Annotated in this window: 13 protein-coding genes; 6 read left to right on the top strand and 7 right to left on the bottom strand. The window is 46.3% G+C overall.

Annotated elements, in window-relative coordinates:
- Nucleotides 1-8: 8 nt before the first annotated feature.
- From guaB to LZT21_RS04595, 3 genes are read right to left on the bottom strand one after another with little or no spacing between them, the layout of a single operon-like run.
- Nucleotides 9-1,475, bottom strand: coding sequence for an IMP dehydrogenase (gene guaB, locus LZT21_RS04605; RefSeq protein ID WP_233923857.1), 1,467 nt, complete (start codon nucleotides 1,473-1,475; stop codon nucleotides 9-11).
- Between the two features lie 34 nt (nucleotides 1,476-1,509).
- On the bottom strand, nucleotides 1,510-1,881 hold the full coding sequence (locus LZT21_RS04600) for an RnfH family protein (protein WP_233989504.1): 372 nt from the start codon (nucleotides 1,879-1,881) through the stop codon (nucleotides 1,510-1,512).
- A 4-nt stretch (nucleotides 1,882-1,885) separates the two neighbouring features.
- Complete coding sequence (locus LZT21_RS04595) at nucleotides 1,886-2,317, bottom strand: type II toxin-antitoxin system RatA family toxin (protein WP_233923855.1); 432 nt, start codon at nucleotides 2,315-2,317, stop codon at nucleotides 1,886-1,888.
- 29 nt (nucleotides 2,318-2,346) lie between these two features.
- On the opposite strand from LZT21_RS04595, the gene smpB reads away from it, so the two are divergent.
- The 5 genes from smpB to LZT21_RS04570 all read left to right on the top strand — a co-directional run bounded on the left by smpB (nucleotide 2,347) and on the right by LZT21_RS04570 (nucleotide 7,034).
- Nucleotides 2,347-2,796: an SsrA-binding protein SmpB gene (smpB, locus tag LZT21_RS04590; protein WP_233923854.1), complete on the top strand. Its 450-nt coding sequence runs from the start codon at nucleotides 2,347-2,349 to the stop codon at nucleotides 2,794-2,796.
- Between the two features lie 147 nt (nucleotides 2,797-2,943).
- Entirely contained in the window at nucleotides 2,944-4,356 is a 1,413-nt protein-coding gene (locus tag LZT21_RS04585) for a circularly permuted type 2 ATP-grasp protein (RefSeq protein WP_233989495.1), read from the top strand.
- Nucleotides 4,357-4,363: 7 nt separating this feature from the next.
- Nucleotides 4,364-5,341 carry an alpha-E domain-containing protein gene (locus LZT21_RS04580; RefSeq protein WP_233923852.1) on the top strand — a complete coding sequence of 326 codons (978 nt, stop codon included), beginning with the start codon at nucleotides 4,364-4,366 and terminating at the stop codon, nucleotides 5,339-5,341.
- 21 nt (nucleotides 5,342-5,362) lie between these two features.
- Entirely contained in the window at nucleotides 5,363-6,160 is a 798-nt protein-coding gene (locus tag LZT21_RS04575; RefSeq protein WP_233923851.1) for a transglutaminase family protein, read from the top strand.
- A 31-nt stretch (nucleotides 6,161-6,191) separates the two neighbouring features.
- Nucleotides 6,192-7,034 carry a peptidase gene (locus LZT21_RS04570; RefSeq protein WP_233923850.1) on the top strand — a complete coding sequence of 281 codons (843 nt, stop codon included), beginning with the start codon at nucleotides 6,192-6,194 and terminating at the stop codon, nucleotides 7,032-7,034.
- Between the two features lie 41 nt (nucleotides 7,035-7,075).
- Here LZT21_RS04570 and ppsA read toward each other — a convergent pair whose 3' ends face one another.
- A complete protein-coding gene (gene ppsA, locus LZT21_RS04565; RefSeq protein ID WP_233936443.1) occupies nucleotides 7,076-9,466 on the bottom strand; it encodes a phosphoenolpyruvate synthase in 2,391 nt (796 codons plus the stop codon).
- Between the two features lie 128 nt (nucleotides 9,467-9,594).
- On the opposite strand from ppsA, the gene LZT21_RS04560 reads away from it, so the two are divergent.
- Nucleotides 9,595-10,416 (top strand): pyruvate, water dikinase regulatory protein, encoded by an 822-nt coding sequence (locus LZT21_RS04560; RefSeq protein WP_233923849.1) that lies wholly within the window; start codon nucleotides 9,595-9,597, stop codon nucleotides 10,414-10,416.
- Nucleotides 10,417-10,430: 14 nt separating this feature from the next.
- Here LZT21_RS04560 and LZT21_RS04555 read toward each other — a convergent pair whose 3' ends face one another.
- From LZT21_RS04555 to lpxB, 3 genes are read right to left on the bottom strand one after another with little or no spacing between them, the layout of a single operon-like run.
- Complete coding sequence (locus tag LZT21_RS04555; RefSeq protein ID WP_233989493.1) at nucleotides 10,431-11,273, bottom strand: RNA methyltransferase; 843 nt, start codon at nucleotides 11,271-11,273, stop codon at nucleotides 10,431-10,433.
- Nucleotides 11,270-11,899, bottom strand: coding sequence for a ribonuclease HII (gene rnhB, locus LZT21_RS04550; RefSeq protein ID WP_233989491.1), 630 nt, complete (start codon nucleotides 11,897-11,899; stop codon nucleotides 11,270-11,272). The genes LZT21_RS04555 and rnhB overlap by 4 nt, the downstream gene beginning before the upstream one ends.
- A gap of 10 nt (nucleotides 11,900-11,909) precedes the next feature.
- On the bottom strand, nucleotides 11,910-13,094 hold the full coding sequence (lpxB, locus tag LZT21_RS04545) for a lipid-A-disaccharide synthase (protein WP_233989483.1): 1,185 nt from the start codon (nucleotides 13,092-13,094) through the stop codon (nucleotides 11,910-11,912).
- Between the last annotated feature and the right edge of the window lie 3 nt (nucleotides 13,095-13,097).

The raw sequence follows: 13,097 nt of genomic DNA, 5'->3' as shown, positions 1-13,097 counted from the left end.
GATATCGTTTAATCAATATGGTAATTAGGTGCTTCCTTTGTAATCTTGACATCATGCACATGCGATTCACGCACACCTGCTGAAGTAATTTCTACAAAATTGGCTTTGTCATGTAACTCGGCAATTGTTTTACAACCGCAATACCCCATTGAGGAACGAATACCGCCAGTCAGTTGATGCAAGATGGTGAGAACGCTACCCTTATAAGGTACTTGCCCTTCGATACCTTCGGGAACTAACTTATCGGCATTAGCAGTGGCAATATCTTCTTGGAAATACCGATCAGCAGCACCATCCGTCATCGCACCTAAAGAACCCATGCCACGATAACTTTTATATGAACGGCCCTGATATAAAAAGACTTCACCTGGCGCCTCTTCAGTACCTGCAAACATGCCGCCCATCATTACCGCATCTGCTCCAGCTGCCAGCGCTTTCGCCACATCACCTGAATAGCGCACTCCACCATCGGCGATTAATGGCACACCGGTGCCTTTGAGGGCCAGCGCAACATTGACGATGGCAGTAATTTGTGGAACACCGACGCCCGCCACAATGCGAGTAGTGCAAATGGAGCCGGGGCCTATACCCACCTTGACGCCATCGGCCCCCGCTTCCAATAATGCTTTTGCGGCATCAGCAGTGGCGATATTGCCGCCAATCACTTGCACTTGCGGATAATTTTTCTTCACCCACTTCACTCGATCAAGAACCCCTTGACTATGACCATGGGCCGTATCAACCACAATCACATCGACCCCTGCCCTCACCAGTAACTCGACGCGCTCGTCGTTATCTGAGCCCACTCCAACCGCCGCCCCAACGCGCAACTTACCTTCGCTATCTTTACACGCATTCGGATGCTCGGTAGCTTTTAAAATATCTTTAACCGTAATTAGGCCCCGTAATTCAAAAGCATCGTTGACCACCAACACGCGTTCAAGGCGATGTTTATTCATTAAGCGCTTGGCGTCTTCTAATGAAGCGCTTTCGCCCACAGTAACGAGTCGATCGCGCGGCGTCATTTTGGTTTTTACCGGCGCATCAAGCTCCTCTTCAAAGCGTAAATCGCGATTAGTGATGATGCCCACGACCGTCTTGCCCTGCAGCACAGGAAAGCCAGAAAAGCCATGTTCACGCGATAACTGAATCACCTCGCGCACGGTAACCTCAGGTCCAATGGTGATGGGGTCACGCAAGACGCCTGACTCATAACGCTTTACTTTAGCTACTTCGCGGGCTTGCTCAGCTGGTTTGAGATTTTTATGCACAATACCAATACCACCCTCGCTGGCCATTGCAATGGCTAAACGACCTTCGGTTACGGTGTCCATGGCCGCCGAAACTAAGGGGATGTTTAAGGCAATATCGCGGGTTAAACGACTAATTAAACTCGCATCACGTGGTAAGACTGCCGAATAAGCAGGCACAAGGAGCACGTCGTCGAAAGTGAGTGCTTTTTGGATGAGTCGCATACAAAACCCCTAGTCGCAAAATCAGATTATAGACTTATCGCTGCTTCGCCTTGCGACGGGCCTGACGAGCCAGGGCACTGGCCTTTAATTCACTATCCCGGTTTTGATTGGCTTTTTTACGCCGCACTGCCTTCGGATCAATCAATAAGGGGCCATATAACTCAATTCGATCACCTTCATAAATAGGGCTAAGCCAGTCTTTGCGCTTGCCAAAGACCCCAATACAACCCTTTCGACTAAAGGCTGGATCAGTGGGCCCACTAGCAATCCCGGCACGCATTAAGGCCATTCCAATGGTGGCCACCGCGCCACTTGGCAGGGGTAAATACAAAGGAGTAATGATCGGTGAGGCATCGCCCCTTTGCAAACTAGCGCTTGCGCGGGCGTCGCAAAGCCACAAATTCAAGCCTTTAGCCATATAAGCTTTCAGCTCGGGTGACAAAGCGATCGACAAACGTACCAGCAATATGGGCAAAGACGGGGCCAATAATTTTATCGAGCAAGGCATTTTTAAATTCCCAATGCAACTTAAACTCTACTTTGCACGCATCTTCGCGCAAGGCAATAAAGTTCCACTGACCTGAAAAATGCCGAAACGGTCCATCGACAAAAACCATATCAATGGTTTCGGGGCGATGATTCACATTGCGCGTATGGAAGTATTGATTAATGCCTTTAAAATGAATGTGTATTTTGGCGTCTAAAATTGTTTCAGACTGTTCAAAAATCTCTACGCCGCCACACCATGGCAGAAATTCAGGGTAACGCGCCACATCGGTCACTAAATCGAACATCCGTTCAACGGATTGGTTAATTAAAACGGTCTTGTAGACGTCTGCCATAATTAAGTCAGAAAATTACTATATAAACCATGAGTATCGTTGATAACAAAAAAGCCTTCTTTGATTATTTTATCGAGGAACGCTGCGAAGCTGGACTCGCCTTAGAGGGCTGGGAGGTGAAAGCCATTCGCGCAGGCCGGGCACAAATTAAAGAGGCGTATGTGGTAATCCGCAAGGCTGAACTATTCCTCATTGGCGCACATATTAGCCCGCTTAGCTCCACTTCGACTCATGTACTAGCTGACCCCACGCGTACCCGTAAATTACTCCTTAATGCCCTTGAAATTCGCAAACTCATTGGCAAGGTCGATCAAAAGGGGTATACCCTTGTACCCATTAACCTGCATTTCTCGAAAGGCAATGTGAAATGCGAGATTGGCTTAGCTAAAGGGAAAAAACAACATGACAAACGCGCTACCGAAAAAGAACGTGATTGGGAGCGAGAAAAAGCCCGCATTGCCCGCGGCGACCTGTCTTAAGCTAACGGCACTTTTCGCTGGAGCTGCCTTTAAAAATAAGCCGTTTTTAGCTAAAAAGTTTCTTTTAGCACCAAATTTGTGCATTAATGCACCATCGAACCTCCCCGTTCGCCCCTGAAGTACCCTAAGGTGATTTAACTTATAGCGATGAACTTGCCATACGACGAAATGCTCAACGAGGCAGGTAAAGCGCGGCCCCATTACCGCACCTTTCATCGCTGGCTAAAGCAGCAAAGCGATACCCTTATGGGTCTGAAGCGCGCTGAGGCGGAACTGATTTTTCGACGAGTGGGAATTACCTTTGCTGTTTATGGTGATGACTTGGGCGCAGAACGCACGATTCCATTCGATCAAATTCCGCGGATATTTAGCGCTCAAGAATGGGCTCAGCTTGAAGCTGGGCTGCGTCAACGGGTTCAAGCCTTAAACTGTTTTATCTCTGATATTTATCATGCAGAAGCCATTATTAAAGCGGGCATTGTGCCCGCCGAGCAAATTTTTAATAATGCCCAATACCGTCCCGAGATGCGCAATGTAGATGTGCCGCGCGACATCTACGCGCAAATTGCGGGAATTGATATTGTGCGTGCAGGTGCAGGGGAGTTTTATGTATTAGAAGATAACTTACGCGTGCCATCTGGTGTCTCATATATGGTGGAAGATCGCAAAATGATGATGCGCTTATTTCCCGACTTGTTTCAAGAGCAACGCATTGCACCCGTAGAGCATTACCCCGACCTTTTATTGGAGTGTCTGAAGTCAGTAAAACCCAGCGAGGTTAAAAAACCCAATGTGGTTGTGTTAACTCCAGGGATGTACAACTCAGCTTACTTTGAACATACCTATTTAGCCTTACAAATGGGGGTTGAATTGGTTGAAGGCAAAGACTTGTATGTGAAAAATGAGCAGGTCTTCATGCGCACTACCCAAGGCCCCGAACGAGTTGATGTCATTTATCGACGCATTGATGATGACTTTTTAGACCCTCTGGCTTTTCGCTCTGATTCCACACTCGGTGTTGCTGGTCTCCTCTCGGCCTACCGAGCGGGTAATGTGACCTTGGCTAATGCTATAGGCACAGGCGTAGCTGATGATAAATCGATTTACCCCTATGTACCGGAAATGATTCAGTTCTATTTAGGTGAAAAACCCATCCTCAATAACGTCCCTACTTTTCAATGCCGTAAACCAGAAGATCTGGCTTACACCTTGGCACACTTAAGCGAGTTGGTGGTCAAAGAAACGCATGGTGCAGGCGGCTATGGCATGTTGGTAGGACCAGCCGCCAGCAAAGCTGAGATAGAAAGTTTCCGCGTCCACTTAAAAGCCAACCCAGAAAAATATATTGCACAACCTACCTTAGCCTTATCAACCTGCCCAACTTTTGTGGAATCGGGTATTGCGCCCCGCCATATTGATTTACGCCCTTTTGTGCTTTCAGGTAAAACGGTGAAGATGGTACCGGGCGGGCTTACCCGAGTGGCCCTGAAAGAAGGCTCATTAGTGGTTAATTCGTCTCAAGGTGGCGGCACAAAAGATACCTGGGTCCTAGAAAAATGAGGCAATCATGTTAAGTCGTACCGCCGATTGCCTCTATTGGATGGCACGTTATACCGAGCGCGCTGAAAATACGGCACGCATGCTCGACGTTAGTCATCAAACGTCTTTACTTCCCCAGCCAGAACAATTTCTCGAGCAAAGCTGGAAAAAACTCTTGACGATTTCGAAATTAGAAGATGATTTTGGCAGTAAATATGACGCCATCAATCGTCATAACGTGCTTGACTTCATGATTTATGAAAATACTAACCCATCTAGTATTGTTTCTTGCCTATATTCTGCCCGTGAAAATGCTCGCGTGATTCGCGGCCGCATCACCTCCGAGGTATGGGAAACACAAAATACTACTTGGCTTGAACTACAAACCATCTTAGTGAATCGCGAGCGCTCAGACCATAGTCGCTTTTTAGATTGGGTTAAGCACCGCTGTCATTTAGTGCGTGGCGTGATTCAAGGCACAATGTTAAAAAATGAAGCTTTATATTTTTTAGGTATTGGCACTTTAATCGAGCGCGCTGATAATACTGCGCGCATCTTGGAAACAAAATATGAGATTCAAGAAAATTTAAAGCAAATACCAACGAAAAAAGAATTAGAAGAAGAATCAGGCGATAGCTTCTTTGATTTTTATCATTGGGCCTCACTACTGCGCTCGGTATCTGCATTTGAAATTTATCGGCAAATTTATTCAGATCAAATCACCCCTAAAAAAGTTGCAGAACTATTAATTTTTAACCCACAAATGCCGCGTTCGCTAGTTTCTTGTGTCAATGAGTTAATCCCCTTAATGGCTGCTGTACGCAATCAAGACTCAAGGGAAATCGAACGTCTGCTTGGCAAACTAAAAGCCAGCCTTGAATTTTCCGATATCGATGAGGTCTTTAGTCAGGGTCTCGAAGAATTTATGGAAGTTTTCTTAGCGCGCATTAATCATATTGCCGATGATTTTAGTAATACCTTCTTAATACCCCTAGCTGTTGCTTAACCACCCTTTACCGCCCAATTCATGCAATTAAAAATTATTCACCGTACCGAGTACCATTATGAATTGCCAGTCCGTTACTCAATTCAAGAGTTACGCTTAACCCCCACTACAACTGCTGGGCAAGACGTTGAAAAATGGTGCATTCAGACGCCCATTAAAGCCAATCTGTCAATTGATGCCTTTCAAAATACCTGCAGTACCTTTGTGCAAGATAATCCTTATACTGCAATGATGATTGAAGCTGAAGGAATTGTTAAAACGAGTGCAGCCTATGAATTTATCGATTCAAGCAAAACGGTTTCGCCTTATTATTTATTACAACAGACCCGCCTTACCGAACCCACTGCAGACATGCTCGATTTTTTTGCCGCCGACTTACCAAAAAATAATCAGCCTGATGCTATTCTAAACTTAGCCACGGCCGTACAGCAAGCCATTGCATATATTCCTGGCTCAACCAATTTTGCTAGTTTAGCAGCGCAATCATTCGCCTTAAAATCTGGGGTCTGTCAAGATCACAGCCATATACTCTTGGGCCTCTGTCGTGCCAGCCACATTCCAGCTCGCTATGTAAGTGGTTATTTCTTTACTGAAGACTCACCCGATTTAGCCAGCCATGCTTGGATTGATGCTTGTATTGACATTGAGCGCGGTCATTGGATTAGTGTAGATACTACCCATGCCTGTTTTACTGATGCGCGCCATATTCGCCTGGCCGTGGGGCGAGATTACTATTCAGCCGCGCCCGTAAAAGGGGTTCGCTCTGGGGGTGGCGAAGAAGAACTGACCGCGACTATTTCTATCCATCAATTATCCTAGTAACTATTTTTATGAAGAATGGATTCTTGCCATGACCTATTGCGTTGGCCTTTGCCTAAAAAATGGCTTGGTTTTTTTAGCTGATACCCGTACGAACGCGGGTGTTGATCAAATTGGCATCTTCCGCAAAATGACCTTATTTCAAAAAGATAAAGATCGTTTCTTTGCCCTGATGAGCTCTGGAAATTTAGCTATTACTCAAGCTGTAAAAGAAATTCTACTGCAAGGAAAATTACTCAGTGGGAAAAATTTATGGAACGCTGCCAATGCACATGAAGCAGCTGAAGTTGTTGGTGACGCCATTAAAAAAGTGTATGAACGTGATTTTGAAGCACTTAAAAAAGCAGGTATTGACTTTAATTGCAATCTCATTTTTGGTGGTCAAGTACGCGGTGAAAATCCACGGCTATTTAATGTTTATTCAGCGGGTAATTTTATTGAGGCTACACCCGAGAATTGTTATTTCCAAATTGGCGAATCAAAATATGGCAAACCCATATTAGATCGGGTTGTCAATTTTCAAACTCCTTTAAATCTGGCGACAAAATGCGCTTTAATTTCGATGGATTCCACTCTCAAAAGCAATATCTCGGTTGGTTTACCCCTCGATTTACTAGTTTATGAAACCAACTCGTTTCATCCCAGCAAACTGGTGACGATTGACGAAAGTAACCCTTACTACCAAATGATTCATCAGGTCTGGGGACAAAAATTACGTGCCGCTTTTATGGAAATACCGGAACCCAGTTGGAATAGTTCACGCCGAGGTACAGCCATTATGTCGAGCTCAAAAGAGCTTGGCGCGGTACCCATTGAGCATGAAAATAAAAAGAAGTCCGCTACGAAACCAAAGCGCCAGAGCCATAAAAAATAAACTTTTTAGCAAACTACTTCGCCCGCGCGCTTTAATCTCGCTTATTTCGCCAACATTTCCCAAGTTTGCACTACGCTATCGGGGTTCAAGGAAATTGAGGTAATACCCTTTTCCACTAACCACTTAGCAAAATCAGGATGGTCAGAGGGTCCTTGACCACAAATACCAACATATTTATTTTGCTTGCAACAGGCGTCTATAGCGCGCTCAATCATGAAGGTCACTGCTGGGTCGCGCTCATCAAAATCAATCGCCAAGAGCTCCATTCCTGAGTCGCGGTCTAAGCCAAGCGTGAGTTGTGTCAGATCATTCGAGCCAATCGAAAAACCATCAAAATAGGTCAGAAATTCATCTGCCAAAATTGCATTCGACGGCACCTCACACATCATTATTAAGCGCAGGCCGTTTTCCCCTCGCCGTAGGCCCAGCTTAGCCATCATGTCAATAACGCGCTCAGCCTGTTTGGTGGTGCGCACAAAGGGCACCATAATTTCAACATTATCTAAGCCCATGTTTTCACGAACGCGTTTCAGGGCTACACATTCCAAAGCAAAGGCCTCACCAAAATCGGCAGACACATAGCGCGAAGCACCACGAAAACCGAGCATCGGATTTTCTTCGTCAGGTTCATAACGCGATCCACCAATCAGTTTCTTATACTCATTCGATTTAAAGTCGGATAAGCGCACAATGACCGATTTAGGATAAAAAGCAGCAGCAATTGTTGCGACCCCTTCGACCAATTTATCCTCATAAAATGCCCGTGGACTGGCATAACCGCGCGCGACACTTTCTACTGCGCGCTTTAAGTCGGGGTCGATATTCGGATACTCTAAAACCGCTCGGGGATGCACGCCAATGTAATTATTAATAATAAATTCGAGCCGCGCTAAACCAACACCACTATTCGGAATTTGGCAAAAATCAAAAGCCAATTGCGGATTACCAATATTCATCGTTATTTTTACGGGTATCTCTGGCAATTCTCCGCGTGATATTTCAGTTATCTCGGTTTCAATCAGACCGTCATAAATATGCCCTTCATCACCTTCCGCGCAAGAAACCGTTACCACCGCGCCTTCTTGTAATACGTCGGTCGCATCACCGCAACCCACAACGGCTGGCACACCTAACTCGCGGGCAATGATAGCGGCATGGCAAGTACGGCCACCGCGATTGGTAATAATGGCAGCCGCTCGTTTCATCACGGGCTCCCAGTTGGGGTCGGTCATATCCGCTACTAAAACATCGCCGGGTTGCACTCGATCCATTTCGTTTGCATCGCGAATAATACGTACTGGTCCAGCGCCAATTTTTTGGCCAATTGCTCGACCCTTCGCCAATACCTTTGAACTGCCTTTTAACTTATAGCGCATCTCTAATTGACCAATGGCCTGACTCTTCACGGTCTCTGGACGCGCCTGCAAAATATATAACAGGCCATCTTTACCGTCTTTACCCCACTCGATATCCATCGGCCTACCATAATGTTTTTCAATAATCACGGCAAACTTGGCAAGCTCTGTAATATCGGCGTCTTCCAAAGAAAAGCGATTGCGTTTTTCGGGAGCAACATCGGTGGTAATGACCCGCTCTGCAGAGCCAGCAGGGGCAAATTCCATTTGAATTAATTTAGACCCGAGCGAGCGGCGAATAATGGCGCTTTTATTCTGGGCTAAAGTAGTTTTGAAAACATAAAACTCATCCGGATTGACTGCGCCCTGCACTACTGTTTCACCCAAGCCATAACTTGAGGTAATAAACACGACATCCGGAAATCCCGATTCAGTATCTAGTGTAAACATCACTCCAGCTGCGCCTAAATCAGAGCGCACCATACGCTGGATGCCGGCCGATAAAGCAACTTCAGCATGAGCAAAGCCCTTATGTACCCGATACGAAATAGCGCGATCGTTGTACAAAGAAGCAAAAACAATGCGGATCTTCTGTAAAACATCCTCAATACCCGCCACATTCAGAAAAGTTTCTTGCTGACCCGCAAACGAGGCGTCAGGCAAATCCTCGGCTGTTGCTGATGAGCGCACCGCAAACGATCCTTGGCCTGAGGCGTCTAGCTGAGCAAACGCTCGGCGAATTTCCTGTTCAAGACGAGGCTGAAACGGCGCTTCTTCAATCCAACGGCGAATTTCCGCCCCCGCTTGCGCTAAAGCACGTACATCGTCAATGTTTAGATTGACTAAACGCTGTTGAATACGCTCAGTTAACTGATTGTGCTGTAAGAAATCACGAAAAGCTAAAGCCGTGGTGGCAAAGCCAGTTGGAACTCGCACGCCAGCACTCGCTAGTTGCGAAATCATTTCCCCTAAAGAGGCATTTTTACCGCCAACCGATTCAACATCGGTCATTCTTAGTTGTTCAAAAGGCAATACATACGCATCGCCCGCCTGGGCTACAGTTGGTTGGTTGGACATAAATACACTCGCAAAAAATAAAGAAAGCGGTTCAGCAGCCAGCAAAAATGCGGCATACTTCATTAATCGCTATTGTAGTACCCCGCTTGCCTCGGTCAGTCTAAACTGACCTAATTGACCCTTAAACTATGACCAACTCCACTAGGCTCGTTTTTATCGTCTCAGACGGCACGGGAATTACGGCCGAAAACTTTAGCCAGTCGATTTTGGCGCAGTTTGAGCTGAGCTTTAAGCAAATCCGCATTCCTTTCGTAGATAGCCCAGAAAAGGCCTATAAAGCTCTAGAAACGATTAATCAGGCATGCCAAGACAAGGGGTTTAAGCCAATTATCTTCACTACCCTCGTCAATCCTGAAATGAACAGCATTGTGGCCAAAGCGGAAGGCTTGGTGCTCGATATGTTTCAAACCTTTGTTGCGCCGCTCGAACAATTGTTGGGCCAAAAATCGACCCATGCCATTAATCGCTTACACCACAACGCCGATACCGATGCATATAAAAATCGTATAGAAGCCATCAATTATTCACTCGCCCATGACGATGGGCAATCAAATCAAAATTTAGCCTCTGCTGATGTCATTTTGGTGGGGGTTTCCAGGGTTGGCAAGACCCCCACGAGCCTGTATCTAGCCATGCAATATGGCTTAAAAGCGGCTAACTACCCGCTCATTCCTGAAGATTTTGAGCGCGGTAAATTACCCCAAGATTTACGCACATTTCAATCAAAAATCTTTGGCTTGATGATTGATCCCGAAAGACTCGCTGAAATTCGTAATGAAAGGCGTCCAGGAAGTAATTATGCTAAGTTAGAAAACTGTCGCTATGAAATTAACGAGGCTACGGCGATGATGCGCCGCGAATCAATTCCTTGGATTGCTACTACTAGCAAGTCAATTGAAGAAATTGCCACGACGATCTTACAAGCGATTAAATCGGATAAAACTTTATGAACCAGATCGCGTTATTAGTTGCTGCGTACCCGCACAGTTTCGAATAAACACACTGCTGCGGCAGTTGCAACATTTAAGGATTCAACCCCTGCTGCTAGCGGAATTCGCACGAGTTGGCCTTGGGACCGCAGCTCTACAGAAACGCCGTGACCTTCGCTACCAAATACCCAAGCTACAGGATTTTTTAATTGCGCTTGCAGGGCATATAAGTCTGTCTTCGCTTCGGCAGCAGTGATCAGCAACGGCGCATCAAGATACTGCATGAGATTAGTTATTGTCCAATCTTCATATAAGGTGAGTTGATGGTGAGCGCCCATCCCTGCCCGCAATACTTTACTAGACCATAAATGGGCACACCCCCTTAAGGCCACAACCGTTTTTACCCCGGTTGCTGCCACAGTACGCAAAATGGCGCCGACATTTCCAGCATCTTGAATACCTTCTAGAATCACCACATCTCCGTTTAGCAGAAATTGCTTGGCGATAGGCTGAATGACAGAATCGGGAAGCTGCACTAATCCCAAAAAATGGGGGGCATTCTCTAACTCACTAATTGAGTCCCAGAGTGCAGTATCTAGCTCAACTAAGCGGGTTTGCGGACATAAAGCCAAATGGCGTTCTAGCGACTCCAGTATTTCTGGGTTTGCCAAACCAGCTGCACTCGTTAGTACGATGCTTAAACTGGGGTCACCAGCCCAGGTTTGTAATAAATGCACTCCCTCTAGCACTGCTTGGGAGTTTGCCAAACGTTGCTTCTGGCCTTTGCTGCCTAGCGCTTGTAACAAGCGAATTTGCTTGAGCAGTGCATTGTCTTTTGAGCTAATGAATTCAACTTCGGTATTACCAAATAGATTCATGGGGCTTCACCATTTAATACCCGCCGCACGGGCCCAAAACTAATACGATGCTCTGGACAAATTCCAAACTTAGTTAATGCGGCGTAATGGGTTGGGGTTGGATAACCCATATGCTGATTAAAGCCATATTGCGGAAAGCGCGCATGGAGTTCATCCATTTGTCGATCGCGACTTACCTTAGCCAAAATTGAAGCGGCTGAAATCGCCTGCTCTTTAGCGTCGCCTTTAATAATCGCCTCCGCTGCAATCGGCAAGACAGGGCAACGATTCCCATCGATCAGCGCTTTATCAGGCCAAGCGCCTAAAGCGACAACTAAATTTTCAATCGCCCGTTGCATCGCCAGCATCGTCGCCTGCAAAATATTGAATTGATCAATCTCTTGTGGGCTCGCTTCACCCACTCCCCAGGCTTTAGCTTTGAGTATAATTTCAGCGTATAAAAATTCGCGCTTAGCTGGCGTTAATTTTTTTGAATCTTTTAAGCCCAAAATAGGCTGCAGCGGATTTAAGAGCACAGCCCCAGCTAAGACTGCACCAACCAATGGCCCTCTGCCGGCTTCATCTACGCCACAAATCCATACCCCCTCTTCAATCGCCGAGTAGAGAGAAATCGCCCGTGCATTCATTTTGCGGCACTCAACGCTGTGATAACTTTTCAGCCAACACTTGCGCAACTAAGAGCGCAGTCGGTTGACGCAATTCATGATGCAGCACACTAAAACGTTGGCGTAAGGCAGCAACTTGGTCGGGGTTGAGCAGCCAATTGAGCAGGGCTTTAGCCAATTTCTGTGGTTGGGCCTGAGATTGCAACAACTCGGGCACCACGAATTCCCCACACAAAATATTAGGTAAACCAACATAGGGTAAGTAAGCCTGACGCTTCATTACTTGCGCAGTAAGCCAAGGCACCCGATACGAAATAACCATTGGTTTTTTCCACAGGGCTGCTTGCAAAGTGGCAGTTCCACTTGCAATGAGTACGACATCAGCGGCCTCTAAAATAAGATCAGCTTGACCATCGAACAAATGAATTTGTAATTGTGGATGGCGAGTCAAAACCTCAAGACGAAGCTGTTCTAAGGCTGGTCTTAAGTGGGGTGCAGCCACGGGTATAACAAAAATGGGTACCGCTTCCTCAAGCTGTTCAGCTAAAACAGGCATCGTTGCAAAAAAAATTGGCGCAATTAATTGAATTTCTGAATGACGACTACCAGGCAAAACAGCCACCACTTTAGCCGTCGTTAAATTTTGCAGACTGGGATCAAGTTCTAATAAGCGGGCTCGAGCTTCTGACACATTAGGCTCTAGAGGAATGGAACTCGCCAAAGGATGGCCGACATAAGTGGCTTGAATACCCGCAGCTTCATAAATCGCTTTTTCAAAGGGGAAAATGCACAGCATATGATCTACTGCTCGTTGAATTTTTTTAATCCGACTACCGCGCCAAGCCCAAATGGATGGCGAAATGAAATGCACAGTAGGAATACCCGCCGAGCGTAATTTTTCTTCAACTCCCAAATTAAAGTCTGGCGCGTCAATCCCCAAAAAAACATCGGGGCGTTTTGCGCCAAGTAAATCAGTAATCAGCGCTTTTCGTACACGCAGAATGGTGGGCAGTTGCCGTAAAGCCTCAACATAGCCCCGCACACTCAAAACTTCCATTGGCCATAAAGATTGTAGGCCTTGAGCCTGCATGAAGGGGCCGCCAATGCCATACATCTCTAGCCCCGCCTGCGCCGGAATTTGCTTTAATGCCTGCAAGCTCGAGGCTGCCAATAAATCGCCCGAGGGTTCACCTGCGACACATGCCAAAGTTGGCAAAGT

Origin of the sequence: Polynucleobacter sp. IMCC 30228, assembly GCF_021395205.1 — a bacterium.
Taxonomy (GTDB): Bacteria; Pseudomonadota; Gammaproteobacteria; order Burkholderiales; family Burkholderiaceae; genus Polynucleobacter.
The sequence above is the reverse complement of the archived record's forward strand: the minus strand, read 5'-3'. Positions and strand labels throughout refer to the sequence as shown.